The following is a 24,039-nucleotide window of genomic DNA, read 5'->3' on the forward strand; positions in this document are numbered from 1 at the left end:
ATGATGGAGAAATACTGGTATAATAACAAGGCTTTCGACGAATCGAAAGCCTTATCTGTTAAACAAAGATGACTTCTTTAGGCTGATGGCTCAGCTCTTCAGGCATATACCGTTTTTCGATATTGATGCTGTGCCAGATCATAAAGATGAGCACTGTCCAAATTTTACGGCTGTTATCAGCCTTGTCGGCACAATGGTCTTCAAGAAGCTGAAGAACGTAATCCTTATGGATATAAGCGTCCGTTTGGCTATCTTGAATAATGCTGCGCACCCATTCGTTCATTTCGTTTTTCAGCCAATGACGGATCGGTACAGGGAAACCGAGCTTTTTGCGGTTCAATACGTGATCCGGCACAATTCCTTCAGCAGCTTTGCGAAGGAGATACTTCGTCGTACCATTCTTTGTTTTCAATTCATCAGGAATTTTAGAAGCAACGTCAAATACGACTTTATCAAGGAACGGCACACGCAATTCCAATGAATTCGCCATTGTCATTTTATCCGCTTTTAGCAAGATGTCGCCTCGCATCCAAGTGTGGATATCGACATACTGCATTTTGTTAATATCGCTGTATGAGCTGCTTTCTGTAAAGTAAGGCTTCGTCACATCGCGATACGAAAGGCTAGAATCATAGTGCTTCAGCAGCTGTTCCTTCACGGATTCTTCAAAGATCTTCGCGTTGCCGATATAACGCTCCGGAAGCGGAGTGCAGCCGCGCTCAAGCAGGCTCTTTCCTCTCATTCCCTCAGGCATAACCGCCGCTACGTGCAGAAGCATCTTTTTCAAGCCGGACGGAATGCGTTCAAACGGTTTAAGAGAAAGCGGTTCACGGTAGATGTTGTATCCGCCAAACAGCTCGTCCGCACCTTCGCCAGATAACGCAACCGTTACGTGTTTTTTCGCTTCTTTCGCCACGAAATACAATGGAATCGCAGCCGGGTCTGCAAGCGGATCATCAAAGTGCCATACGATTTTAGGAAGCTCGTTCATATATTCTTCCGGAGAAATGACTTTGCTGATATTTTCAATGCCCAGTGCAGCGGCAGTTTCTTTCGCTACATCAACTTCACTGAAGCCCTGCTGTTCAAATCCGACTGAAAATGTTTTTAAGCTTGGATGAAATTCTTTCGCAACGGATACAATAAACGAAGAATCAATTCCGCCTGAAAGGAATGAACCGACAGGCACATCACTTCTCATATGAACTTTTACAGAGTCATAGATAGCGTCTCTGACTTCTTTGACAAGTTTATCTTCTTCCGTCTGAACAGGCTGGAAACGCGCCTTGAAATACGTTTTGAATGTGATATCGCCGTCAGGGCGGATTGTAAACTGAGAACCCGGCTCTACTTTTTTCACATCAATATCAAGCGTGCTTGGCTCAGGAACGAATTGGAAAGACATATACTGCTGTAATGCTTCTTTATCTATTTCAATATCATTTTGAGCTGCCATTAAACTTTTTCTCTCTGAGGCAAAATAAACCTGATCATTGATCGTTGTGTAATACAACGGCTTAATGCCGAATGGATCTCTTGCTCCATAAAGCACATGATCGTTTTTATTCCAAATCAGAAAGGCAAACATGCCGCGGAGCTTGGAAGCCGCTTCTTCTTTATAGTGACGGTAAGTCGCAAGAAGAACCTCTGTGTCCGAATCTGTGTTGAAAGTATATCCCTTTGCTTCAAGCTCTTCTCTCAGTTCGATATAGTTATAGATTTCCCCGTTAAAAATAATCCAATATTTCTCATCTTCATATGATAAAGGCTGTCCGCCATTTTCCACATCAATAATGCTGAGCCGTCTGAATCCGAATCCAACGTGCTCATCATGGTAATATCCATCACTGTCAGGACCGCGGTGAACGATCATTTGGTTCATTTGTTTGATTAGTTCTTCTTGATCAGCGGTTTGAGTTAACGGATGCTTGTTAAAAACCCCGACAAATCCACACATAGTATTGCCTCCATATTTAAAATTGTCATCATTGAACCCCTATTTATAGACGCTGTGAACAGTATTTGGTTTCACAGTTATGTAAAAAAATAAACATGGATACATCGATAAAAAAGGGAAAGCCGCTTAACCAGTAAGCGGCTATAAAATTATTCTCCTAACGCTTCTTTACGCAGCTGTTCCGCTTTGTCTGTACGCTCCCACGGAAGGTCAACATCGTGGCGTCCAAAGTGGCCGTACGCAGCAGTCTGTTTGTAGATCGGACGGCGTAAATCAAGCATTTTGATAATGCCGGCAGGTCGTAAATCAAAGTTATTGCGAACAACTTCAATCAGTTTTTCCTCTGAAGCTTTTCCGGAACCAAATGTATTGATTGAGATGGACACAGGCTGTGCAACACCGATCGCGTATGCAAGCTGCACTTCGCATGAATCTGCAAGCTCAGCCGCAACGATGTTTTTCGCAACGTATCTTGCAGCATAAGCAGCTGAACGGTCTACTTTCGTCGCATCTTTACCAGAGAACGCGCCGCCGCCGTGACGTGCGTAGCCGCCGTACGTATCAACGATAATTTTACGTCCTGTAAGCCCCGCATCCCCTTGAGGTCCTCCAATGACGAATCGGCCTGTAGGGTTAATGAAGTATTTTGTTTCTTCATCAATTAATTCTTCAGGAACAACCGGATTGATGACATGTTCTTTAATGTTGCGCTGAATTTGCTCAAGCGTAATTTCAGGATGGTGCTGAGTTGAAATAACAATCGCGTCAATGCGGACAGGTTTGTTATTTTCATCATACTCAACCGTTACCTGTGTTTTACCGTCAGGGCGAAGGTAAGGAAGAACATCTTCTTTACGCACTTCACTCAAGCGGCGGGCTAGTTTATGAGCAAGTGAAATTGGAAGAGGCATAAGCTCTTTCGTTTCGTTGCACGCATAACCGAACATTAAACCTTGGTCACCCGCTCCGATTGCTTCGATTTCTTCGTCGCTCATTGTGCCTTCACGGGCTTCAAGCGCTTGGTCTACACCCATTGCAATATCAGCAGACTGCTCGTCAATTGATGTCAGGACCGCACATGTTTCCGCATCAAATCCGTATTTTGCACGTGTGTATCCGATTTCTTTAATCGTTTCACGAACCGTTTTTGGAATATCAACATACGTAGAAGTTGTGATTTCTCCGCTGACAAGAACCAAACCAGTTGTCACAGACGTTTCACAAGCAACACGCGCGTTAGGGTCTTTCTTTAAAATTTCATCTAAGATGCTGTCAGAAATCTGGTCACAGATTTTATCCGGATGCCCCTCCGTAACAGATTCTGATGTAAATAAACGACGATTTTTACTCATGATTTGCTTCCTCCTGCACAAGGCCTCCCGAAAGACCTTATATATATGATACGGAACTCGCTCCCTCTTATACAATGTTACGTTTATATTAGAGATGTTAATTGGCATATTTATGAAATAAAAAAACCTTTTCCGTTCGAGGAAAGGGTTTGGTCTTTGTGCCTTTCACTCTTATCGCTCAAGGAATCATTCAACCTTGCATCAGGTTAGCACCTTGGTTGTCTCACGCAGTTTGAACATAATGAATAATAGAGAAACCGGTTGCTGGGCTTCATAGGGCCTGTCCCTCCGCCAGCTCGGGATAAGAGTATCCGCTCAATGAAATATCTTATCGTAAAAGGGTTTGCAATGTCAATATGAATCAGGAGAAATAGACGCCTTTATTGCGGAAAACAATGGAAGTGCACACACAAAAAACGATAAATAGTATAGACTATTTGAAAATATATGTTATACTAATTCACAATTAGCAAAACACAAATAAAATGATAAAGGAAGGTTTCTTATGAACTCAGTTGATTTAACCGCTGATTTGCAAGCCTTATTAACAAGTCCTAATGTGCAGCATAATTTATCTGCAGCTCAGCTTACAGAAAAAGTACTTTCCCGTAACGAAGGCATTTTAACATCCACGGGTGCTGTCCGGGCGACCACAGGCGCTTACACTGGACGTTCGCCGAAAGATAAATTCATTGTAGAAGAAGGAAGCACAAAGAGTAAGATCGATTGGGGTCCGGTGAATCAGCCTATTTCCGAGGAAGCATTTGACCGGCTGTACACGAAAGTTGTCAGCTATCTGAAACAACGAGATGAGCTGTTTGTTTTTGAAGGATTTGCCGGTGCTGATGAAAAATACAGACTGCCGATCACGGTCGTTAATGAATTTGCATGGCACAATTTATTTGCCAGACAGCTGTTTATCCGTCCTGAAGACAATGATAAAAAAACAGTCGAACAGCCGTTTACCATTCTTTCCGCTCCGCATTTCAAAGCGGACCCAAAAACAGACGGCACACATTCAGAAACCTTTATTATTGTTTCTTTCGAAAAGCGGACGATTTTAATCGGCGGAACGGAGTATGCCGGAGAAATGAAAAAATCGATTTTCTCCATCATGAATTTCCTGCTGCCTGAACGAGATATTTTATCCATGCATTGCTCCGCCAATGTCGGTGAAAAAGGCGATGTCGCGCTTTTCTTCGGCCTGTCGGGAACAGGAAAGACCACCCTTTCGGCGGATGCTGACCGGAAACTGATCGGTGATGATGAACACGGCTGGTCGGACACTGGTGTCTTCAATATCGAAGGCGGGTGCTATGCCAAGTGCATTCATTTAAGCGAAGAAAAAGAACCGCAGATTTTTAAAGCAATTCGGTTTGGATCCGTTCTCGAAAATGTTGTTGTAGATGAAGATACGCGTGAAGCCAATTACGATGATTCCTTCTATACAGAAAACACACGTGCTGCTTACCCGATTCATATGATCGACAACATTGTGTCTCCAAGCATTGCGGGCCACCCGTCAGCGATTGTATTTTTGACGGCTGATGCATTCGGCGTTCTGCCGCCAATCAGCAAGCTGACGAAGGAGCAGGCTATGTACCACTTCTTAAGCGGTTATACGAGTAAACTAGCCGGAACCGAACGCGGCGTCACGTCTCCTGAGACGACATTCTCCACATGCTTCGGTTCACCGTTCCTTCCGCTCCCGGCTCATGTATATGCGGAAATGCTCGGCAAAAAGATCGACGAACACGGCGCAGACGTTTACCTTGTCAACACAGGCTGGACCGGCGGCGGCTATGGCACAGGGGAACGCATGAAGCTTTCATACACACGGGCGATGGTAAAAGCAGCGATTGAAGGCAAATTAGAAAATGTACAAATGACCACTGACGATATTTTCGGCCTGCACATCCCGGTTCATGTTCCAGGTGTTCCCGATCACATCCTTCAGCCGGAAAACACGTGGAATAACAAAGAGGAATACAGAGAAAAGGCTGCGTATCTGGCAAACGAATTCAAAGAAAACTTCAAAAAGTTCACAAATACAGATGCCATTGCGCAAGCAGGCGGGCCACTCGTTTAAAAAGCAAAAGCCAAGAGCAATTCAGCTCTTGGCTTGTTTTAATTGACTGTATGCAAGGAAGTCAGCTTGTACGTAATGATTGTCCGCCCGTCTGTCCATTCAAGCTTCTGCACTTCAGCTGTGCCTGACTTTTCACCAGACTTTGTTTTGCTCACATCCATCGGAATCTCCATCGGATAAATGCGATACCCGTCTTTCTCTAATCTGAATATATTTTCATCTATGCGAACTTCTTTTCCTTTTGTCACAATTAATGTATTAAATTCCACAGGCATTCCCAAATTGAAATCCCCTTTCGTTCTCTTTTTTCTATATCATAACATATTTCACCGTCAGCGGTTTTTCATCCATTGCGTGAGCTGCCGCACAATACGCCGGTTTTCCTTCGGCGGAAAATAATGTGTGAATGTACTGTAATACCACGTCTCTACAGGCTTGTGCAGCTGTTTTAATTTCTCCTCAAATAAATAGGAATGCTGAATGGAAACATTTTGATCTTTTTCTCCGTGAATTAATAAAACGGGGGCTTCAATTTTGTTCACTTGATCAAAAGGCGTTCGCCATTTGTATTCGTCAGGCACCTTTTTCGGCGTTCCCCCAATTACTCTTTTCATCATTCTGCGCAAATCCTGCCGCTCCTCATATGTAAGATTCATATCACTGACGCCTCCCCACGAAACGAATGAAGCCGCATGCCGTCCCATTTCAATCGCAGTAAGCATTCCCATTATGCCGCCTCGGGAGAAACCGAAGATATGAATTCTGCCCTTTTTTACTTGAGGATGCTGCTGAAGCAGGCGAAAAGCAGAAAAAGCATCCTCTCTGTCTTCTCCTGCAAAATCCTCGTTGCCTTCTCCTCCCTGGTTCCCCCTGTAAAAGGGGGCAAATACAACAAATCCTTGGGACGCAAACTGGATAATTCGGCCCGGTCTGACCATTCCAACACTCTTGATGCCGCCGCGCAGATATAAAAATCCGTCATATCGCCCAGGTGCCGCCGGCTCCGCCAGCAGCCCTTTCACTTTTAAGCCATTTGAAAGGTAGCAGATGGAATACAAGCGCACATGCTTGCTCGGCGACGGAAATCTTCTTTTCTCAACAATCACTGCTCCCGCCTCCTTTTTCTTTATTCTTTCCTGTCTTTAAAAATAAATCCTGTCACGCCGGATTAGGCATTCACACATTTTTATACCCATCATACGATATGTAAAGCAAAAAAGGATATTAACTTGATGCTAAATAAGGAGGTTGTCATGTGAACAAATGGTTAAGGCTGGGCTGTTTCTGCGTTTGCAGTGTGTTTCTCATCATTGCCCTGAGTGCTTGCAAGCAGGAAGAAACACTCACGAAAGTAAAAGTAGCCGAAGTGACCCATTCCATTTTTTATGCACCTTTATATGTTGCAGAATCTAAAGGCTTTTTCAAGGATGAAGGCCTTGATGTTGACGTCAATACGACCTGGGGCGGCGACAAAACGATGACTTCGCTTCTTTCAAACGGCTCGGACATTGCGCTTGTCGGATCAGAAACATCCATTTATGTCAAAGCGCAAGGAGCTAAAGACCCTGTCATTAACTTCGCACAGCTGACACAGACAGACGGAACGTTCCTTGTCGCAAGGGAAGATGCCGAAAATTTCAACTGGGACCAGCTGAAAGGGAAGACGTTTCTCGGCCAGAGGAAAGGCGGTATGCCGCAAATGGTCGGCGAGTATGTGCTGAATCAACATCACATTGACCCGCATAAGGATATTGACCTTATCCAAAACATAGACTTCGCCAATATATCCAATGCCTTTGCTTCTGGAACCGGTGATTATGTCCAGCTTTTTGAGCCAACTGCTTCACTCTTTGAGAAAGAAGGCATCGGCCACATCGTTGCTTCGTTCGGAGAAGAATCAGGCCAGGTTCCTTATACGACATTTATGGCAAAACAAAGCTATTTAAAGAAAAACGAAGATACAGCCGTCAAATTTACGAGAGCTATTTATAAAGCGCAGCAGTGGATAGGTAAACACTCAGCAAAGGACATCACAGAAGCGATTAAAAATGAATTTGACGATACGGATCCAGATGTCATCGAAATGTCCATCGAACGCTACAAAAAACAACATTCTTATTCTCCAGACCCGCTTCTCAACGAAAAAGAATGGGAACTGCTCCAAACGATTATGGATCAGTCAGGTGAACTGCCAAAGCATATTCCATACAGTGAACTTGTGAACAAACAAATCGCCGAAAAAGTCACCTCAGAAAAATAGGAGGCGCCATCTATGTCTTTTTTACATGTCGACCATGTAACCCATACTTATTTTTCTATGAAAGAAAAAACGACGGCCGTACAGGACATTCATTTCGATGCCGATAAAGGCGATTTCATCTCATTTCTCGGTCCGAGCGGCTGCGGAAAAACAACACTGCTTTCCATAATTGCAGGCCTGATCGAACCTTCGGAAGGCAGAGTTCTGATTGAAGGCCGTGAGCCGAATCAAAAAGAACATAACATTGGCTACATGCTTCAGCAGGATTACTTATTTCCCTGGAAATCCATTGAGGAAAATGTGCTCCTCGGTTTGAAAATCGCCGACACACTTACTGAAGAAAACAAGGCCGCAGCACTCGGTCTTTTGCCGGAGCTGGGTCTCGTTGATGTTGAAAAGAAATATCCTAAGGAGCTGTCAGGCGGGATGAGGCAGCGGGCCGCTCTAGCAAGAACTCTTGCCCCAAACCCAAGTCTGCTTTTGCTTGATGAGCCATTTTCCGCGCTTGATTTTCAGACGAAGCTGTCTTTGGAAAACCTCGTTTTCCGCACATTAAAGGAGTATCAAAAAACAGCGGTGCTTGTCACTCATGATATAGGGGAAGCGATTGCGATGAGTGATACCATCTTTTTATTTTCTAATCAGCCGGGCACCATTCATCAAATTTTTACAATCCCTAGAGAATTGGCTGCGATGATGCCTTTTGACGCCCGTCAGGAGCCATCCTTCCAGACGCTGTTTCAAACGATATGGAAGGAGCTGAATTCTCTTGAGAAACAGCAAAGAAACAATTGATCTGCTTCATGAGCAATTTCAATTCAAACAGAAAAAAGAGAAATGGAATGTCCATTCTTTTCAGCTTGCGATATTTATCCTCTTTTTCTCCGGATGGGAAATCGCAAGCAGACAGGGCTGGATTGATCCTCTGATCTTCAGCTCGCCGTCAGCCGTATGGCGATTACTGATTGAAAAGCTTGCTGACGGCTCATTGCTGTCGCATATCGGCGTTACTTTATTTGAGACGGTGCTTGGCTTTTTGCTGGGGACTTTCCTGGGCACGTGTCTTGCCGCGTTGTTATGGTGGTCCAATCGGCTTGCCAGGATATTAGATCCATATCTGGTCATTTTAAATGCTATGCCGAAAGTGGCGCTCGGGCCTATCCTGATTGTCGCGCTCGGTCCCGGCTTTGTCAGCATTATCGCGATGGGAGCGGTCATTAGCGTCATTATTACAACCATCGTCGTTTATACCGCCTTTCAAGAGGTGGATGAGAACTATATTAAAGTAATGAAAACATTCGGCGCAAACAAGTGGGTTATTTTTAAAGAAGCGATTCTTCCCGCATCTTCGCCCGCTATTATTTCAACACTGAAGGTAAACGTCGGTTTATCGTGGGTCGGTGTCATCGTAGGCGAATTTCTTGTTTCAAAGGTCGGATTAGGATACATGATTATTTACGGATTCCAAGTCTTCAATTTTACACTCGTCTTCTTAAGTTTGTTGATTATTGCTATATTTGCCACTCTGATGTATCAGGGCGTAGAACTGTTAGAGAAGAAATGGACGAAGGGCAGAACATAAAAAGCCCGGCAGATAGCCGGGTTTTTAGTTGATCCATCCCGCTTCTTTCAGCTTTTTCAAACTGATGGGAAGCACAGAATCCTTCATAATAAAGCTGAATTTTTTATTACGGGGCAGGTTTTCTGGAAGTTCTTGAAACAGAACCGGTCCTTTCGTTTCAAAGTAATCGGCTTGCTTTTCAAGCTTCTCTATATCTGCAAAATATATATTTTTCACAATAACCTTTTCTTTTCCGAGAACTTTATACTGTCCGAGATACTTGAGGCTTTTCACTCTCGCCCCTGTTTCTTCCTTTACTTCTCGAAGCGCCGCCTCTTCCGCGCACTCCATCGGTTCCACTTTCCCGCCCGGAAACTCAAATCCTCTGTCCTCATGTTCTGTCAAAAGCCATTTGTCACCAAAACGGCAGATGACCCAGACATGCTTCGGGCTGTCCGAAAAGGGCTGATTGTCAAAGGAGAGCTGAACAGTATTCTGATAATAATCTTTAAACTCGTACATGTTTATCCCTCAAATCCGTTCCTAGCTATCTTCCATACATCATACCACAGTTACGTTTCTTCGGTAGCTTTTTATCAAAAAATAAGGGAAACCCAGCGCGCCATCCGGATCTGAAACGTTAGACCAGCTCGTACAGCTTTCGGCCCCATCTCTTGTTAAAATGTGTAAATGACTGGCGCTCTGGGCTTTATTATGACCCGCGAACAGGTAAAAGTTACGGTTTGCGTCTGAATTTATTTTTTAGCGTTTCTAATAGATCCACAAGCATTTCCGGAACGGGTATACCGAGAGAGCTGGCTGTCACAACAATTTGCACAGATTCATAAAGAATATAAAACATAATGGCCAAGTCACGTATCGATCCCTGTGTATTTAGCAGCTGGTCAAAAAAGTGGCAGACAGAGATCAGAGCCAACGTAACTAATTTTTTGACAAAACGGGCAAAAACCTTCTTTAACACCAGTTTGTGAATAATTGTTTCCTTCAAGGTCGTACTGATAAATTCAATTGCCATAAGAGACAGCAATATGAGGAATGAGTACTGAAAACCTCCGAAGAAAAACCCCGCTGCTGAAACGCTGACTGCAATTAACGAAAAGATGCCAAAGTCTCTATCCATTTATCCCAACATCCTTTCACAGAAACGGCCTTACCATATTCTATGGAAAGCATGCCGAACGGATTGGATTTTTCAGAAAAATGGACTAGTTGTCGCCTATTTTTGCGAGCAAACAAAAACCGGACATCTTCACGAGATATCCGGCCTTTCTTTTCTATTATCCAAGGTAAGCTTTCAGCATCCAGTTATGTTTTTCAATATTTTGATGAATTGCAAGAAGCATGTCCCCTGTTGTTTCGTCTCCGACCTCATCGGCTAAGTCCATGCCGCTTTTCAGTTCTTCCGCGATAACTGTAAAATCATCATACACACTCTGAACCATTTGTTCTGCTGTTTCGTTCCCGTTCGCTTCTTTTACTGAAGCTGTTTCCAAAGATTCTTTCATTGTCGCGATCGGTTTTCCGTTCAAAGCCAAAAGACGCTCTGCCAAATCATCAATATAAGTTGCAGTCTCGTTATAAAGCTCCTCAAATTTTTCATGAAGTGTAAAGAAATCTTTTCCTTTTACATACCAGTGATAATTATGTAGTTTCACATACATGACTGTCCAGTTGGCTACTTGTTTGTTCACGGCTTGAATTAATTGTTCTGACATATTATCGTCCTCCTTGTTTATATTAAGTGTATACCCTTCATATCGTACGCTAAAACCTTTATTTTACCCGTCTGACACAATGTCTTCCACTATGTTACAATTATTGAAAACGGGAGGTGGAATCATGACGCTTCTCATCACGATAAGTATTCTGATTGTGCTGGCTGTTTTGCTCGTAAGCGTTTGGACGACTGTAAAAGCCTATAATGTAAAGCACACGATTGACCCTCCTCAAGAAGGAAATGCTCCCGGTTCAGATCCAAAAGGTCAATGATGGTGTGATTGATCTTCTTCAGGTTTCTTGATGGCAGCATCGGCGTCTCCGACTTGGACTTTTAAGGTCGGCATGCTGTGCTGTTTTTTTGCAGTTACATGAGATTGTACAGTGTATACGCCATCTTCCTTAAACTCCGTCTCAAATCGGTATACGCCATCTTCCTGTTTGGCTTTAAACATCTTGCTGTCATTTTTTTCTCCGTCTTTCCATACCTCAAATTCCACTTCATCAGCATCTGTCACCGCTTCATCTCCGTAAGAAACCGCCGCTTCATAAGCAGCATTCTCTCCCGGCTTCACTTTTTCCGGTCCGGTGAGTTTTACATCTAATACCTCAGGCGTCTCAGCTGCTGTATGTGCTTTGTTCTCCTCTGATCCGCACCCATTCAATAAAAAAACAGCAGAAAAAAGTACTGCAGCGACCATCTTTTTCATTCCATCACCCTTTTCGTGTTTACCTCAATAGTAGCAAACGCTTACAGCAAATGGTATACAAAATCTGCACCGTCACAAAAAAGACCTTTTTGCCCGAAAGCAAAAAGGTCTTTTTTCTATTTAGCCAAAAACTTTTAGCAATTCTTCTTTATCCTGTGACAGCCAGAAACGCATCAAACGTTTTGCGCCTTCCAGGTCATGAAGCTTCGCCTGGCCGCACTGCTTTTCATTGGCAGCCGGAATTTCGGTAATTTCTACCGCTTCCTTCATTGTGTCTTCAAGCAGATCAACGATTTCCGCAGGAGTCGGCTCTCCGCTGACAACAAGATAGTATCCGGTTTGGCAGCCCATTGGTGAAATATCAATAATATCAAAATGATCATATTTCTCAGCATGAATGCGAATCGTAAACGCAAGCAAATGCTCGAGGGTATGGATTGTATCAGGCTTCATTGCCTGTTTATTCGGCTGGCAAAAACGAATATCAAATTTATTTACAACGCCGTCTGTTCCTACTTTATGCACACCGCAATGTCTTACGTATGGGGCAACAACAGCATTATGATCAAGTTCAAAACTTTCTACTGAAGGCATAATGGCACTCTCCCTTTTTTTAAAATGTATATTTATTATAACATACCTTTCCGATAAGAATTATCGAATAACTTTTCAAACCGCGTTATTTTTTTTATACTTGGATCAGAAAGGTTGCTGAAGAACCATGAAAACCATATTTATTGCTCTGATCAGAGGGTACCAAAAATTCATCTCGCCGCTGACGCCGCCAACGTGCCGCTTTTATCCGACTTGTTCACAATATGGAATCGAAGCCATTAAAACGCACGGCGCCCTTAAAGGCGGATGGCTGACTCTCATACGGATTTTAAAATGCCATCCATTTCATCCGGGCGGTGTCGACCCCGTCCCAGAAAAAAAGCGCAAAGATTAATCGTTATAGCCATTTACGACAACATCCAGTTTTCCTGTCTCAGGATTAATGACTAAACCATGGACAGGCACAGTTTCCGGGAACAGCGGATGATGTTTAATGACGTCCACACTGTCTTTTACGCTCGCTTCTACTGAATCGAAGCTTTTAAACCATTGATCAAAGTCGACTCCGGAGTACTTCAGTGTTTCGATGCGTTCTTCCGGTATTCCTCTTTCCTTTATTTTATTGAGCATGCTTTCGCTGCTGATTTTGCTCATGCCGCAATCATGGTGTCCGATTACACAGACTTCATCGGCGTTCAGTTCGTACACTGCTACCAGTAAACTTCTCATAATGCTTCCGAACGGGTGAGTGACAAGCGCACCGGCACTCTTTATAATTTTGATGTCACCATTTCGCATATTCATCGCATGCGGCAGCAATTCAACCAAACGAGTGTCCATGCAAGAAAGAATCGCCATTTTTTTATCTGGGAATTTTGATGTTTGATACTTTTCATAATCTTTATGTTCAATAAAAGTTTTATTAAATTCAAGAATATCATTGAGAAGACTCATAGCGGTATTCCTTTCCGGTCTTTTTTCTCCAATATATCACAGCCACTGCCTTTCGTCATCCTACCGGCATGATGTTGAGACCAGAAAAAAAGGCATGCCCTGCGGCTGCCTCATTTTCCCATGTTGTATCTTTTGTTGAACTGCTCGACTCTTCCGCCTTTTTCATTGAATTTCTGGCGGCCTGTATAAAATGGATGAGTATCAGAGCTTACCTCTACTTTAATAACCGGATATGTGTTTCCATCTTCCCACTCCGCTGTTTCTTCCGATGTTTTGGTAGACCTGCTCAAAAAGCGGTATCCGCTGTTTACATCCTGAAATATTACTTTGTGATTCTTTGGATGAATTCCTTCCTTCATGTCTATCTCTCCTTATTAAATCGTAATAATTACGTTTTATTTTATAACCTAACAAACATTTTGTCAATCTCCTTACATGTTTCCCGATCTTTCGCTTCATAAACCTCAAGCTTTTAAGAACAGGAAGAATAATCTAACCGAGGAAGCAAATAATAAACCCATATTACATACAGATCGTTTTGTGAAAGGTGGTTTATTATTGTGGATGATTTAGTTTTGGCTAGGAGTCTTTTTGGTACGACAATGGGCTTTCATATCATTTTCGCAACCTTGGGAGTCGGTCTGCCGCTCATGATTTTAATAGCTGAATTGATCTATCAAAAAACGAAGGATGACCATTATGCCATCATGGCGAAGAGATGGACGAAAGCACAGGCTGTTTTGCTGGGGGTCGCCATTCCGACCGGAACCATTGCCGGTACTCAGCTCGCGCTTTTATGGCCGGGTTTTATGGAAGTCGTCGGCCGGGTCATGTCGCTGCCATTCCAAATTGAAATCTACGCTTTTTTTATCGAAGCCCTTTTTATGTCGATTTATGTATATGCTGCAGACCGTTTATCGCCGGTTATGAGGATTATCGCTGTTGTTTTTGTGCTGATCGGGGCCGCGGCGTCCGCCATTCTGATCACGAATGTCCATGCCTTTGAAGGAACACCAGCCGGATTTAAAATGACAAACGGAAAGATAACTGATGTTGATCCGTGGGCCGCGTTTTTTAACCCAAGCTTTTTTGTAACCGCCGGCCATGTCGTTCTGTCTGCGTTCATGACAGGAGCCTTTATCGTTGCTTCTGTTGCCGCATACAAAATGATCCGGTCCAGAAAAAAAGAAAACGTCTATCGCTTTCACCGGAAAGCCCTGCTGCTCGCGCTGACGGTCGGCGGTATCTTTTCATTGATAACTGCCTTAAACGGGCACGAATCAGCACAAATGCTGCATGAATATCAGCCGGAAAAGCTCGCCGGAGCAGAGGGCCTTTTTGAAACAAGATCCCATGCCCCGCTTGCAATCGGAGGATTTACCGATCCGGAGGAGGAAAAAGTGAAATGGGCAATCGAGATTCCGTGGGCATTAAGCTTTTTGGCAGCCAACAGTTTTGACACTGTTGTAAAAGGATTAAATGCGTTTCCGAGAGACGAATGGCCGCCGCTTTTTATCCACACGTTATTTAATGCGATGGTCGGTGTCGGAATGCTGCTTATTCTTTATTCCATTATCGGTGTCGTCTGGAGAAAAGTATTAAAGAAAGATCGTTTTCCGACCTGGCTGCTGGTGATATTCATGACAGCCGGTCCTCTCAGCATGATTGGAATTGAATTCGGCTGGATTTTCGCTTGTACAGGGAGACAGCCGTGGGTCATCTATCATCTGCTGAAGACATCAGATGTTGTCACGACGACAGGCTCGATCGGAGTGCTTTTCCTGTTTTTCACCTTCGTTTACGCCGTGTTGGGCGCAGCTGTCGTTTATGTACTGCTTTACTATTTCAAAAAGCACCCTGTGGATGAGGATTTAAATACGGCGGAGTCTTAATAGCTTCGCAAGCAGGAAACTAAATGGAAGGAAGATCGACAAATGGACATTTCAACGGACGCTCTGATCGCCATCTCAATTATTTGGGGTTTTGTGTTTATTTACGCCGTCATGGCCACAATGGATTTTGGAGCGGGATTTTGGTCTATGATCTACTTAAACAAGGAGCATATGAAGGCGACTGATATCGCAAATCGCTTTCTGTCGCCGACTTGGGAGGTCACTAACGTCTTTATCGTAGCCATCGTCGTTGCGCTTTTCAGCTTTTTTCCAGGTGCAACGTTTGTGCTCGGAACTGTTTTATTAATTCCCGGCAGCATTATTTTATTGCTTTTAGCAATCCGAAGCGGTTTTCTCGTTTTTTCAAACACAGCGAAGGAAAGGAAATTGTTAAGATATATTTCCGGCATCTCCGGTTTTATTATTCCCGCTGTTCTGATTTTGGTTCTTCCGGTGACACATGGTGGATTTATCGAAAGCACAGACGGGGTATACAGCTTGAATATGTCTACCATTTTGACAAGCCCAAACGCCTATTCATTTATAGGGTTTGCGATTTTAAGCACTTTATTTTTATCCTCCCTGCTGCTGGCGGATGTTTCGAATGTGGCTGAGGAACAGGACGCCTACACGGCATACAGAAAAAGCGCCTTAATCACCGGTCCGATTTCGCTCCTATTTGCCATATGCATTATGCTAACGATGCGGAATGAAGCAAACTGGCTTTATACTGGAATGATGAATGATTTTTCCTGGATTATTGCGTCGTTTATTACATTCATCATCGCAGGCATAGCTCTTTTTCTGCCTAACAAAAGCTTCGGCAAAAAGATTGGGAAACCCAGACTGGCGCTTGTCGCGATTGCGATACAGTATTTTCTGGCAAGCTACGCGTACGGCCGCGCCCACCTCCCTTATATGATTTATCCTGACGTGACGATCATGTCCGGTTTCACCGAGCCCGCCACGTTCAGGGCGCTGTTTATGACATATATCGTTGCATTCATTATCCTCTTCCCGGGCTTCTATTTCTTCTGGAAGCTGTTTATGAAGGATAAACGGTATATCCGCCAGCAGGAGGAATAGGGCCCAAGCCCACCGGCTATACTAAGCTTGAACCTTTATAAGGAGGGGATGGCATGGACCAGAAAATCCTATGCGAGGTCAACAACTGTTCTTATTGGGACAAAGGCAACAGATGCACAGCCGATGCCATTTATGTTGTCAGCCATACTGGCGAGACTGCCGAAAACAGCCGGGAAACAGACTGCAAAACGTTTAAACCACAAGATTTGTAAAAATAAAGGAAAGAGCTGGCATTAGACAGCTCTTTCTTTTTGTGCTTTGAGCGTTCTTATCTTTTTCGTCATCACTCCGTTTGATGGCGAAAATAAAAAGGCACCAGCATAAAAAACCCCTGTCATTGCCGCCATCGCTCCGGAAATGGAAACATTGAGCCATGTTGCGCAGATATAGCCCAATAGAGCTGACAGCCCTCCGATGACCGCGCTGATAATCAGCATATAAAGCAGCCGGTCCGTTAATAGATGGGCAGCAGCAGGCGGTACAATCAGCATCGCCACAACCAATATGGCGCCGACCGAATCAAAGGAGGCAACGGTCGTTAGCGACAGCATACCCATCTGGAGGTAATGAATCAGCATAACCGGTATCCCGATGGCCAAAGCCATTTGCGGATCAAACGAAGCAATTTTAAACTCCTTATAACACACACTGACCATCGTTATGTTGATAAGCAGCACAGCAACCAGCATCCAAAACGCTTTTGGCCCGATGTCCACTCCGAATATCGTGACCGTATTCCATGGCACAAAAGCGATTTCTCCCATTAGCGAATGTTCAATATCGAGATGGACATTCGCTCCATATACTGATAACAAAATGACACCAACTGCAAATAAGGAGGTAAAAACAACTCCTATGGCGGCATCTGATTGAACCCCTTTGCTGTGAAGAAGCTGTACCAAAAATGCTGTTAACAGTCCCGACACGGCTGCCCCGATGAACATAGGAATCCCGTCCAGGCTTTTTGTCACAAGAAAAGCACCAACAATTCCAAGCAAAACAGTATGGCTGATGGCATCAGCCAGCATTGCCATTCTCCTTAATACAAGAAAAGTACCGATCAACGCACAGCTGACACCGACTAGTATGCCCGTCGCTATAATCCACGCTTCAAAGCTCATTGGCAATCTTCCCCCCTTTCGATTTCAGGGTATGGCTGACGGAGCTCAGGCATCCTGCCATGCAGCTTCAAAAGTGAAAGAAGTCTATCTCTTGTGGCCTCCGGCAACCGGTCCGGCACAAAATCATCCTGATCCGCATCTGCATTTTCCAAATCCATTTCATGCATGAGGTACATTTCATACATCCGATATTTTAAAGCTGTAAGATAACCTTTTTCTATCCCAGCCTGTGTCACTTGCCAAATCCCGTTTCCAATCCGCACAACGCACCTCTCTTTTTCCAAATCTACCAAAACTTTATGACATAATGAAGGTGAAAGCCGCCTCTTCTTTCGTACACTTTCCTCCGTTACATATATTTCACTATGTTCATACTGCTCAAAAATCGTTAGAAGCACCTGCTCCCGGTTTGTTTTTCTTCGCAGCCTTATTAATCTTATCCCTTTAGCAGCCAATCCCCGCTTAGGTGCGCAAATCATTGAAAAAAGAAAAATGATCGTCGCCGATAAAATCATCAAAGGCCCTGTCGCCATGCCCTCCATTGTTGTGCTCAGCAACGTTCCGGACACGCCGCTCATCCCGCCTGCCATCCCGGCAATTATGATCATGCCCGTTAAACGCTCGGTCCAATATCTTGCGGCAATCGCAGGAGTAATGAGCATAGCTGCCATTAAGATAACACCTACAGTTTGAAGCCCTATCACAACAGCGCAGACAATAAGACAGGCCAATAGTCCGTTTAAAAAACGCACCGGCAATCCCAATCCCTTTGCAAATGCGATATCAAAGGTAATGATATTAAATTCCTTAAAAAAGACCGTACAAAGCAGCAATAAAACGGCGGATACTCCCGCAATAAGAATGATATCCTGTCTGACTAATGAAGCAGCCTGGCCGAACAGAAAGGAATCAAGTCCGCTTTGGCTTCCCGAGCCCAGCTGCTGAATATATGTCAGCAGTATAATGCCGACGCCAAAGAACACAGAGAGAACGATCCCGATTGCCGAGTCCTCTTTTGTTTTTGAAAGCCGCGGTATCAGCTGAATCATCCACGTTCCGAGAAGCCCTGCAAGCGCCGCGCCGAGCAAAAAGAAAGGGAGCGATTTTTCTCCGGTGAACAGAAAAGCGAGACACACACCCGGCAGGGCAGAATGAGCCATCGCATCTCCGATTAAACTTTGTTTTCTAAGCAGCACAAAGCTCCCCAACACGCCGCTTGCTGCGCCGAGCAAAAGCGTCCCAGCCAACACCCACTGTGTATTCGGATGCTGGAGCTGCAGCCACAAACTTTCTATCAATGCGCTCACCCCTTATTACCTTCTGCCAGCACTTTATCTTTTAGAAATGTCAGCCTTCCTCCATACGTTTTTTGAAGGTTTTCAATCGAAAACACGTCCTCTGCCGGTCCAAAGGCGATTTTCCTTAAATGAAGCAGCAATATCCAATCGAAATAGTCTTCGGCGGTTTGCAGGTCGTGGTGGACGACAAGTACGGTTTTGCCTTTATCCTTAAGCTCCGCCAATAGAGTCATAATTGCCCGCTCCGTCGCTGCATCCACGCCGGCAAACGGTTCATCCATAAAGTAAATGTCGGCGTCCTGACAAAGTGCCCGGGCAAGAAATACCCGCTGCTGCTGGCCCCCTGACAGCTGGCTGATCTGCCTTTTCGCATAATCGAGCATGCCGACTTTTTCTAAAGCCGATTCAGCCATTTCCACATCTGCCTTTTTCGGTCTTTTCAGCAGGCCGATTCGGCCGTACCTTCCCATCAGCACGACATCGAGAGCGCTGGTAGGAAAATCCCAATCAACCGAACCTCGCTGCGGCACATATCCGATTCTTGTCCGCTGTTGGTTATAAGTTTCGCCGTAAATGGAGATGTCTCCTGAGGCACGGGGCACAAGACCGAGAATCGTTTTGATCAAGGTGGACTTTCCAGCGCCGTTTGGGCCGATAATACCGATTAATTTCCCCTCCGGCACCTGCAGCGAGATCTCTTGCAGAACGGGCTTTTTATCATAAGCGACTGTTACATTTTCCAGTTCAACAGGAAACATTTTTTCACCTCTATTCCTTATTTAAGCGCTTCCGTAATCGTGTTGATATTATGGCGGAACATGCCTTCGTATGTGCCTTCTTTTGTCCCCTTTTCACCCATTGCATCTGAATAGAGCTGACCGCCGATTGACACCGAATGGCCTTTTTCTTTAGCTCCTTCCACCACAGCATTAATTGATTTTTCAGACACGCTGCTTTCTACAAAAACAGCCTTAATTTGTTTTTCTGCCAAAAGCTCAACCAGGTCCTGTACATCCCTTAAGCCATAATCTGAATCTGTGCTGAGTCCCTGCAGGCCTTCTACTTTAAATCCATACTCTTTCCCAAAATACGCAAACGCATCGTGGGCGGTTACAAGGACACGGCTTTTCTCCGGAATATTCGCAATCTCCTGACGCGCCCATTTATCTAAATTTTGCAAATTATCCTTGTACTCTTTTGCGTTTTTCTTAAAGTCATCTGCATGCTCAGGCATCGCTTTGCTGAATTGCTCTTCAATTTCATCAATTGCGTAAATCCATAGTGGGATGCTGAACCAGACGTGAGGGTCATACATCTTCCCTTTCCCCGCAGAAATAAGCTTGCTTTTCGGAATCGCTTCGGCGACCGCTGCCGCTTGTTTTTGTTCACCGATTTTACGGAGAATATCTTCCATCTTCCCTTCGAGATGCAAGCCGCTGTAAAGCACAACGTCTGCTGATGTCAATTTTCTCGTATCACCTTGTGACGCTTTGTAAAGATGGGGGTCTACTCCCGGTCCCATTAAAGAAGTGACCTTAACATGCGTTCCGCCGATTTTTTCAGCCGCGTCCGCAATCTGAGATGTCGTTGCCGTCACTTGCAGTCCCTGATCAAAGCTTTTACCGGAAGACTCTGATCCACAGCCCGATAACGCAAGGCATGCAAGGATCAATGCCGCTATCAGCCCTCTTTTTTTCATTTGTTCCCTCCTCTTTGCCATCGATGTCCTGTTGTTTTATCATATGATGTGTTTTCTTAGACATGTGACATTTAATTAGACATAAGCATGTTTTGTTTATATAGGACAAAAAGTTTCCTTAGTGCAAAATTATCGCGTTTGTCCATTTCTGTCAAGACATTTTCACATAAAAAAACCGGCTGGTTCAGCAGCCGGTCCAAACGAGAAGGGATGTATTCAACGCTTTTACTATAACAGCACACTCACATTCTCTCAAATTGATAAAATGTCTTTTTCTCATCCATGCTGTGTGAAAACATCCATTTTGGTCACATATTTTCTCATTATTTCCTGATTTACTTCAACCCCTAAACCAGGCTGTTTCGACACAGAAATAAATCCGTTATCAATACGGATATCAGGGGTCACAATATCCTCATCCCAATACCTTGAAGATGACGATATATCGCCCGGTATTGTAAATTGAGGCAAGGAAGCCAGCGCCACGTTTTGCGCTCTTGAAATGCCAGTCTCCAGCATTCCTCCGCACCAAACCGGCATATTGTGCTCTTTGCACAGATCATGGATTTTCAGAGCTTCCGTCAATCCGCCGACACGAGAAGGCTTGATATTAATTACTTTACAGCTTCCCAGTTCAATCGCCCGTCTCGCGTCATCAGCTGAGCAAATGCTTTCATCAAGGCAAATCGCCGTTTTCATATGCTTCTGCAAGTGGCGGTGATCAACAATATCGTCAGCTTGGAGCGGCTGTTCAATCATCATTAAATGATATTCATCAAGCTCCTTTAAGCGGCTGATATCCTTGAGTTCATAAGAGGAATTCGCATCAGCCATCAGCGGGATGCCAGGGAAGCGGCTGCGGATGGCTTTTACCAGTTCCACATCTTGTCCTGGCTGAATTTTAATTTTAATTCTTTGATAGCCTTCTTTTTGATAAGCCTCAATTTCTTTCAGCATATCCTCAAGAGGCGCTAAGCTGACAACAACCCCGGCAGGGACTTTGTCTCTTGTCCCGCCTAATGCCTCCGCAAGAGGAATTCCCTTCTTTTTTGCATAAATATCCCAAACAGCTGATTCAAGCCCCGCTTTTGCCATCCTATTACCTTTGTAGCGCGCCAAGCTGTCCGGCACTTCAGATGGGTGGCTAAATTCACGTCCGACGACATTAGGAATAAAAAAATCCTTCAGCATATGCAGACAAGTACCAATCGTTTCCTCGGTGTACCACGGTGAGGAGAACGCAGACACTTCCCCCCATCCTGTAACTCCGGATATATCGATGGCTTCCACGATCAAGAATTTGCGCTCCTGAAGCGTCTCAATACTGTTTTTAAACGGTTTTTTTAGATTCATGCTCAAATGATAAAGCGTAATTTTTTCTATTTCGATCATAACAGTTCTCCTTTACGCGCATCCTTCAGCTGATTTCGCAATAGCTTATTCGACGCATTGCGCGGCAGGCGGTCTAATACAAAGAATTTTGCCGGAACTTTATATTTCGCCAATCGTTCTTTGCAAAAAGCGGTCAGTTCTTCAGCTCTGACAGGCTGCTGGAGCACAAGATAAGCATGAGGCACTTTTCCCCATTTTATGTCCTCCGCGCCTGAAACGCCGGCTTCTGCAACAGCCGGATGAGAAAGCAGCACAGACTCCACTTCAGCGGGATAAATATTTTCTCCTCCTGAAATGATAAGATCTGATCGCCTGTCCAATACATATAAAAATCCTTCACCGTCCAAATAACCGAGATCGCCTGTTTTCAGCCAGCCATTTTGAAAGGATGCTTTATTTGCGCTTTCCCGGTTGAAATAGCTCTTCATGACATTCGGGCCTTTCACCATAATTTCACCGTGTTCAAACGGCTCACACGCTTTTCCGTCCCGCTCAATTTTGATTTCGCATGAAAACAGCGGTTTTCCTGCTGATCCGAGCTTTTCCATACTGAATTCTGGCGAGAGAGTAACGATTTGTGAGCATGTCTCCGTCATTCCATATGATTGAAAAACGGGGAAGTCTTTCTCTCGGCATTCTTCTAGCAAAGGAAGCGGCGCAGGACCTCCGCCGAGCAGGATGCATCTGATGGATGACGGGCAACGGTTTGTTTCTGCCAAAAGACTTGCCAGCATTGTCTGCACCGCAGAAATAATCGTAACTTGATGCCTGTCGATAGAATCCAATACATCACTTACTGAAAAACGCTGGTGAAGCACGACCGTCATTCCGTAAATCACAGATTTAAATAACGCTGACAGCCCGCTGATATGAAAGAGCGGCAGCGCGATAAGCCAGCGGTCTTTTTCTGTTATACCCAAATTAAGAGCAGAAGACACCGCACTGAAATAATGATTTCCAAACGTTTGCTGAACTCCCTTGGGCTTGCCCGTTGTCCCGGAGGTATACATGAGCGTCGCCGTTGCGTCCATTTGCATGTACGGCTCAATTTCAATATCCTGTGCCTCTTCTTTTACCAGTTCATCGATATTAATGGTTTCAGCCATTTGCTCATAATCCTGCATGTCAAAACTTTCGTCCGTCAGTAAAAAGCGGGCGCCGGAATCCTCCAGTTGGAACAGCCTTTCATGTTTAGACAGCTTTGTATTCAGCAAGACCGCTTTTACGCCGAGCAAAAAGCAAGCGTGAACAGCATATACCATCTCCGCCCGGTTTCCGAGCAGAAGAGCCGCGGTGTCCCCTTTTCGAAAAGAATGAGCTGAAAGCTGTGACGCCATTCGTTTGGATGCGGCAAATAATTCAGCAAATGTCACGGTTTGATCTCCATAAATGAGAGCGATTCTATCAGGTGTTAGCTGTGCCCGTTGCAGGAGCCAGTTGGGCTGTTCTGTCAGCATGTCATCATCTCCGAGGTGAAATTACTTGATTTAAAAGAGAAAACAGCTTGGACCGCAATGGCTCAAGCTGTTAGTTTCATACGTATCTGCTGATCACGGAAAACGCGGGAATTGGCCGAAATCCGGTTTGCGTTTCTCCTTAAAGGAATCACGGCCTTCTTTCGCTTCATCAGTAGTGTAGTAAAGAAGGGTTGCATCCCCTGCAAACTGCTGAATTCCAGCAAGTCCGTCTGTGTCCGCGTTAAACGCAGCTTTAAGAAAACGAAGTGCGGTCGGGCTTTTCTCAAGCATTTCTTCACACCATTTAATCGTTTCTTCTTCAAGCTGTTCCAAAGGAACAACTGTGTTGACAAGTCCCATATCCAGCGCTTCCTGCGCGTTGTACTGACGGCAAAGGTACCAGATTTCACGGGCTTTTTTATGTCCTACGATGCGAGCCAGGTAGCCTGAACCGTAACCTGCGTCAAAGCTTCCCACTTTAGGGCCGGTTTGTCCGAAAATCGCATTGTCGGCAGCGATTGTCAAGTCACATACGATGTGAAGCACGTGTCCTCCGCCAATCGCATATCCGGATACCATCGCAACAACAGGTTTCGGAATGACACGAATTAAACGCTGAAGATCCAGTACGTTTAAACGCGGAATTTGGTCGTCGCCCACATAACCGCCGTGTCCTCGCACTTTTTGGTCTCCGCCAGAACAAAACGCTTTGTCTCCGGCACCGGCAAGCACGATAACGCCGATGTTTTGATCATCTCTCGCGCGAGCAAATGCATCAATCATTTCAGCAACCGTTTTAGGTGTAAAGGCGTTATGTACCTCAGGGCGGTTGATTGTTATTTTTGCAATACCATTATACGTTTCATACAATATTTCATCATATGTACGTTCAGTTTTCCATTCTACAGCCATGATATGA

General features: G+C 44.6%; 26 protein-coding genes, 1 pseudogene and 1 riboswitch. Of the genes and pseudogenes, 9 read left to right on the plus strand and 18 right to left on the minus strand.

Annotated elements, in window-relative coordinates:
• Positions 1-58: 58 nt before the first annotated feature.
• Together asnB and metK are read right to left on the minus strand one after the other, a co-directional pair.
• Positions 59-1,957 (minus strand): asparagine synthase (glutamine-hydrolyzing), encoded by a 1,899-nt coding sequence (asnB, locus tag HC660_RS15285; RefSeq protein ID WP_168748586.1) that lies wholly within the window; start codon positions 1,955-1,957, stop codon positions 59-61.
• 149 nt (positions 1,958-2,106) lie between these two features.
• The gene (metK, locus tag HC660_RS15290; RefSeq protein WP_010331578.1) at positions 2,107-3,309 is read right to left on the minus strand and encodes a methionine adenosyltransferase; all 1,203 of its coding nucleotides are present in this window, start codon (positions 3,307-3,309) and stop codon (positions 2,107-2,109) included.
• A gap of 168 nt (positions 3,310-3,477) precedes the next feature.
• Positions 3,478-3,617, minus strand: a riboswitch (SAM riboswitch).
• 197 nt (positions 3,618-3,814) lie between these two features.
• Between metK and pckA the strand changes: the two genes are divergently transcribed.
• The gene (gene pckA, locus HC660_RS15295; protein ID WP_168748587.1) at positions 3,815-5,398 is read left to right on the plus strand and encodes a phosphoenolpyruvate carboxykinase (ATP); all 1,584 of its coding nucleotides are present in this window, start codon (positions 3,815-3,817) and stop codon (positions 5,396-5,398) included.
• 38 nt (positions 5,399-5,436) lie between these two features.
• On the opposite strand, the gene HC660_RS15300 is transcribed toward pckA, so the two are convergent.
• Positions 5,437-5,679: a DUF2584 domain-containing protein gene (locus tag HC660_RS15300; protein ID WP_010331580.1), complete on the minus strand. Its 243-nt coding sequence runs from the start codon at positions 5,677-5,679 to the stop codon at positions 5,437-5,439.
• A gap of 51 nt (positions 5,680-5,730) precedes the next feature.
• The gene (locus HC660_RS15305; protein ID WP_168748588.1) at positions 5,731-6,504 is read right to left on the minus strand and encodes an alpha/beta hydrolase family protein; all 774 of its coding nucleotides are present in this window, start codon (positions 6,502-6,504) and stop codon (positions 5,731-5,733) included.
• Positions 6,505-6,653: 149 nt separating this feature from the next.
• Between HC660_RS15305 and HC660_RS15310 the strand changes: the two genes are divergently transcribed.
• The 3 genes from HC660_RS15310 to HC660_RS15320 are packed head-to-tail and all read left to right on the plus strand — an operon-like array spanning position 6,654 to position 9,240.
• Positions 6,654-7,658 (plus strand): ABC transporter substrate-binding protein, encoded by a 1,005-nt coding sequence (locus HC660_RS15310; protein WP_010331582.1) that lies wholly within the window; start codon positions 6,654-6,656, stop codon positions 7,656-7,658.
• A 12-nt stretch (positions 7,659-7,670) separates the two neighbouring features.
• Positions 7,671-8,453 carry an ABC transporter ATP-binding protein gene (locus HC660_RS15315; RefSeq protein ID WP_010331583.1) on the plus strand — a complete coding sequence of 261 codons (783 nt, stop codon included), beginning with the start codon at positions 7,671-7,673 and terminating at the stop codon, positions 8,451-8,453.
• The gene (locus HC660_RS15320; protein WP_168748589.1) at positions 8,428-9,240 is read left to right on the plus strand and encodes an ABC transporter permease; all 813 of its coding nucleotides are present in this window, start codon (positions 8,428-8,430) and stop codon (positions 9,238-9,240) included. Before HC660_RS15315 ends, HC660_RS15320 begins: the two co-directional genes overlap by 26 nt.
• A 24-nt stretch (positions 9,241-9,264) precedes the next feature.
• Here HC660_RS15320 and ytkD read toward each other — a convergent pair whose 3' ends face one another.
• The 3 genes from ytkD to HC660_RS15335 form a co-directional block, all read right to left on the minus strand.
• A complete protein-coding gene (gene ytkD, locus HC660_RS15325; protein ID WP_168748590.1) occupies positions 9,265-9,741 on the minus strand; it encodes an RNA deprotection pyrophosphohydrolase in 477 nt (158 codons plus the stop codon).
• A gap of 214 nt (positions 9,742-9,955) precedes the next feature.
• The gene (locus HC660_RS15330; RefSeq protein WP_010331586.1) at positions 9,956-10,360 is read right to left on the minus strand and encodes a phage holin family protein; all 405 of its coding nucleotides are present in this window, start codon (positions 10,358-10,360) and stop codon (positions 9,956-9,958) included.
• A 157-nt stretch (positions 10,361-10,517) separates the two neighbouring features.
• Positions 10,518-10,955: a Dps family protein gene (locus tag HC660_RS15335; protein ID WP_010331587.1), complete on the minus strand. Its 438-nt coding sequence runs from the start codon at positions 10,953-10,955 to the stop codon at positions 10,518-10,520.
• 124 nt (positions 10,956-11,079) lie between these two features.
• Here HC660_RS15335 and ytzI point away from each other — a divergent pair, with 124 nt between their 5' ends.
• A complete protein-coding gene (gene ytzI, locus HC660_RS15340; RefSeq protein WP_044153683.1) occupies positions 11,080-11,229 on the plus strand; it encodes a YtzI protein in 150 nt (49 codons plus the stop codon).
• On the opposite strand, the gene HC660_RS15345 is transcribed toward ytzI, so the two are convergent.
• Together HC660_RS15345 and HC660_RS15350 are read right to left on the minus strand one after the other, a co-directional pair.
• Entirely contained in the window at positions 11,223-11,666 is a 444-nt protein-coding gene (locus HC660_RS15345) for a FixH family protein (protein WP_010331589.1), read from the minus strand. The genes ytzI and HC660_RS15345 overlap by 7 nt on opposite strands.
• Before the next feature lie 120 nt (positions 11,667-11,786).
• The gene (locus tag HC660_RS15350; protein WP_168748591.1) at positions 11,787-12,260 is read right to left on the minus strand and encodes an S-ribosylhomocysteine lyase; all 474 of its coding nucleotides are present in this window, start codon (positions 12,258-12,260) and stop codon (positions 11,787-11,789) included.
• A gap of 127 nt (positions 12,261-12,387) precedes the next feature.
• Between HC660_RS15350 and yidD the strand changes: the two genes are divergently transcribed.
• Complete coding sequence (yidD, locus tag HC660_RS15355; RefSeq protein WP_010331591.1) at positions 12,388-12,615, plus strand: membrane protein insertion efficiency factor YidD; 228 nt, start codon at positions 12,388-12,390, stop codon at positions 12,613-12,615.
• Here the strand turns inward: yidD and HC660_RS15360 are convergent.
• Positions 12,612-13,175 carry a beta-class carbonic anhydrase gene (locus tag HC660_RS15360; protein ID WP_010331592.1) on the minus strand — a complete coding sequence of 188 codons (564 nt, stop codon included), beginning with the start codon at positions 13,173-13,175 and terminating at the stop codon, positions 12,612-12,614. The two genes, yidD and HC660_RS15360, sit on opposite strands and share 4 nt — an antisense overlap.
• A gap of 110 nt (positions 13,176-13,285) precedes the next feature.
• The gene (locus HC660_RS15365; protein WP_010331593.1) at positions 13,286-13,534 is read right to left on the minus strand and encodes a type B 50S ribosomal protein L31; all 249 of its coding nucleotides are present in this window, start codon (positions 13,532-13,534) and stop codon (positions 13,286-13,288) included.
• A gap of 201 nt (positions 13,535-13,735) precedes the next feature.
• Here HC660_RS15365 and HC660_RS15370 point away from each other — a divergent pair, with 201 nt between their 5' ends.
• The 3 genes from HC660_RS15370 to HC660_RS15380 are packed head-to-tail and all read left to right on the plus strand — an operon-like array spanning position 13,736 to position 16,365.
• Positions 13,736-15,067 carry a cytochrome ubiquinol oxidase subunit I gene (locus HC660_RS15370; protein ID WP_010331594.1) on the plus strand — a complete coding sequence of 444 codons (1,332 nt, stop codon included), beginning with the start codon at positions 13,736-13,738 and terminating at the stop codon, positions 15,065-15,067.
• 42 nt (positions 15,068-15,109) lie between these two features.
• Positions 15,110-16,153 carry a cytochrome d ubiquinol oxidase subunit II gene (locus HC660_RS15375; protein ID WP_168748592.1) on the plus strand — a complete coding sequence of 348 codons (1,044 nt, stop codon included), beginning with the start codon at positions 15,110-15,112 and terminating at the stop codon, positions 16,151-16,153.
• A gap of 53 nt (positions 16,154-16,206) precedes the next feature.
• Entirely contained in the window at positions 16,207-16,365 is a 159-nt protein-coding gene (locus tag HC660_RS15380; protein WP_010331596.1) for a DUF1540 domain-containing protein, read from the plus strand.
• A gap of 21 nt (positions 16,366-16,386) precedes the next feature.
• On the opposite strand, the gene HC660_RS15385 is transcribed toward HC660_RS15380, so the two are convergent.
• The 7 genes and pseudogenes from HC660_RS15385 to menB all read right to left on the minus strand — a co-directional run bounded on the left by HC660_RS15385 (position 16,387) and on the right by menB (position 24,032).
• The gene (locus HC660_RS15385; RefSeq protein WP_168748593.1) at positions 16,387-17,274 is read right to left on the minus strand and encodes a metal ABC transporter permease; all 888 of its coding nucleotides are present in this window, start codon (positions 17,272-17,274) and stop codon (positions 16,387-16,389) included.
• Positions 17,264-18,572 (minus strand): annotated as a pseudogene (locus HC660_RS15390) (iron chelate uptake ABC transporter family permease subunit). The gene HC660_RS15385 and the pseudogene HC660_RS15390 overlap by 11 nt, the downstream one beginning before the upstream one ends.
• A gap of 5 nt (positions 18,573-18,577) precedes the next feature.
• Complete coding sequence (locus HC660_RS15395) at positions 18,578-19,330, minus strand: metal ABC transporter ATP-binding protein (RefSeq protein WP_168748595.1); 753 nt, start codon at positions 19,328-19,330, stop codon at positions 18,578-18,580.
• Positions 19,331-19,347: 17 nt separating this feature from the next.
• Positions 19,348-20,271, minus strand: coding sequence for a metal ABC transporter solute-binding protein, Zn/Mn family (locus HC660_RS15400; protein ID WP_010331600.1), 924 nt, complete (start codon positions 20,269-20,271; stop codon positions 19,348-19,350).
• A gap of 276 nt (positions 20,272-20,547) precedes the next feature.
• Complete coding sequence (gene menC / locus HC660_RS15405) at positions 20,548-21,663, minus strand: o-succinylbenzoate synthase (RefSeq protein ID WP_168748596.1); 1,116 nt, start codon at positions 21,661-21,663, stop codon at positions 20,548-20,550.
• The gene (locus tag HC660_RS15410) at positions 21,660-23,120 is read right to left on the minus strand and encodes an o-succinylbenzoate--CoA ligase (RefSeq protein ID WP_168748597.1); all 1,461 of its coding nucleotides are present in this window, start codon (positions 23,118-23,120) and stop codon (positions 21,660-21,662) included. Before HC660_RS15410 ends, menC begins: the two co-directional genes overlap by 4 nt.
• A 93-nt stretch (positions 23,121-23,213) precedes the next feature.
• Entirely contained in the window at positions 23,214-24,032 is an 819-nt protein-coding gene (gene menB, locus HC660_RS15415) for a 1,4-dihydroxy-2-naphthoyl-CoA synthase (RefSeq protein ID WP_010331603.1), read from the minus strand.
• Positions 24,033-24,039: the final 7 nt, after the last annotated feature.

This window comes from Bacillus mojavensis, assembly GCF_012648005.1.
In the GTDB taxonomy this organism is placed as follows: domain Bacteria; phylum Bacillota; class Bacilli; order Bacillales; family Bacillaceae; genus Bacillus; species Bacillus mojavensis.

Excerpts from the sequence above, each read along its gene's own strand:
- asnB (WP_168748586.1), bottom strand. The coding sequence starts at position 1,957 with ATGTGTGGATTTGTCGGGGTTTTTAACAAGCATCCGTTAACTCAAACC.
- metK (WP_010331578.1), bottom strand. The coding sequence starts at position 3,309 with ATGAGTAAAAATCGTCGTTTATTTACATCAGAATCTGTTACGGAGGGG.
- pckA (WP_168748587.1), top strand. The coding sequence starts at position 3,815 with ATGAACTCAGTTGATTTAACCGCTGATTTGCAAGCCTTATTAACAAGT.
- HC660_RS15315 (WP_010331583.1), top strand. The coding sequence starts at position 7,671 with ATGTCTTTTTTACATGTCGACCATGTAACCCATACTTATTTTTCTATG.
- ytkD (WP_168748590.1), bottom strand. The coding sequence starts at position 9,741 with ATGTACGAGTTTAAAGATTATTATCAGAATACTGTTCAGCTCTCCTTT.
- HC660_RS15330 (WP_010331586.1), bottom strand. The coding sequence starts at position 10,360 with ATGGATAGAGACTTTGGCATCTTTTCGTTAATTGCAGTCAGCGTTTCA.
- HC660_RS15335 (WP_010331587.1), bottom strand. The coding sequence starts at position 10,955 with ATGTCAGAACAATTAATTCAAGCCGTGAACAAACAAGTAGCCAACTGG.
- ytzI (WP_044153683.1), top strand. The coding sequence starts at position 11,080 with ATGACGCTTCTCATCACGATAAGTATTCTGATTGTGCTGGCTGTTTTG.
- HC660_RS15345 (WP_010331589.1), bottom strand. The coding sequence starts at position 11,666 with ATGAAAAAGATGGTCGCTGCAGTACTTTTTTCTGCTGTTTTTTTATTG.
- HC660_RS15350 (WP_168748591.1), bottom strand. The coding sequence starts at position 12,260 with ATGCCTTCAGTAGAAAGTTTTGAACTTGATCATAATGCTGTTGTTGCC.
- yidD (WP_010331591.1), top strand. The coding sequence starts at position 12,388 with ATGAAAACCATATTTATTGCTCTGATCAGAGGGTACCAAAAATTCATC.
- HC660_RS15360 (WP_010331592.1), bottom strand. The coding sequence starts at position 13,175 with ATGAGTCTTCTCAATGATATTCTTGAATTTAATAAAACTTTTATTGAA.
- HC660_RS15365 (WP_010331593.1), bottom strand. The coding sequence starts at position 13,534 with ATGAAGGAAGGAATTCATCCAAAGAATCACAAAGTAATATTTCAGGAT.
- HC660_RS15375 (WP_168748592.1), top strand. The coding sequence starts at position 15,110 with ATGGACATTTCAACGGACGCTCTGATCGCCATCTCAATTATTTGGGGT.
- HC660_RS15380 (WP_010331596.1), top strand. The coding sequence starts at position 16,207 with ATGGACCAGAAAATCCTATGCGAGGTCAACAACTGTTCTTATTGGGAC.
- HC660_RS15385 (WP_168748593.1), bottom strand. The coding sequence starts at position 17,274 with ATGAGCTTTGAAGCGTGGATTATAGCGACGGGCATACTAGTCGGTGTC.
- HC660_RS15395 (WP_168748595.1), bottom strand. The coding sequence starts at position 19,330 with ATGTTTCCTGTTGAACTGGAAAATGTAACAGTCGCTTATGATAAAAAG.
- HC660_RS15400 (WP_010331600.1), bottom strand. The coding sequence starts at position 20,271 with ATGAAAAAAAGAGGGCTGATAGCGGCATTGATCCTTGCATGCCTTGCG.
- menC (WP_168748596.1), bottom strand. The coding sequence starts at position 21,663 with ATGATCGAAATAGAAAAAATTACGCTTTATCATTTGAGCATGAATCTA.
- HC660_RS15410 (WP_168748597.1), bottom strand. The coding sequence starts at position 23,120 with ATGCTGACAGAACAGCCCAACTGGCTCCTGCAACGGGCACAGCTAACA.
- menB (WP_010331603.1), bottom strand. The coding sequence starts at position 24,032 with ATGGCTGTAGAATGGAAAACTGAACGTACATATGATGAAATATTGTAT.